The organism is Pseudomonas persica (assembly GCF_900291015.1).
In the GTDB taxonomy this organism is placed as follows: Bacteria; Pseudomonadota; Gammaproteobacteria; order Pseudomonadales; family Pseudomonadaceae; genus Aquipseudomonas.
In genome coordinates this window covers 1-279 of record NZ_OLKL01000109.1, presented here as the reverse complement: position 1 = coordinate 279, position 279 = coordinate 1, and the positions used below count along the sequence as shown (strand labels likewise).

1 protein-coding gene is annotated in these 279 nt (G+C 65.2%); it reads left to right on the top strand.

Annotation, left to right across the window (positions count from 1 at the left end; genetic code table 11):
* Positions 1 to 25: 25 nt before the first annotated feature.
* Positions 26 to 279: site-specific integrase (locus tag FQ664_RS25905; RefSeq protein WP_474707155.1), on the top strand; the 254-nt coding region annotated here is incomplete at its 3' end.

Sequence of the window (279 nt, the reverse complement as noted above, 5' to 3'; positions counted from 1 at the left end):
CCTGCGAGAACTGCGCGAGCGGCGCATGGGCCAGGCCGAGCATGTGCTGACCTCTCGCCTCGCACCAGACAAAACGATGCACCCGGAAAGCATGCGCCTGCTGCTGACCAAGCGACTCAAGTACGACGTAGGCAGCGTAACGCCGCACGGCATGCGGGCCACCTGGCGGACACTCGGCAAGCGGCACCTCAAGATTGACCCGGATGTGCTGGAGCTGGCGATGGGGCACGAAACGAAAGACCCACTTGGCGGCGCCTACGACCGCGACGACCTGATGCC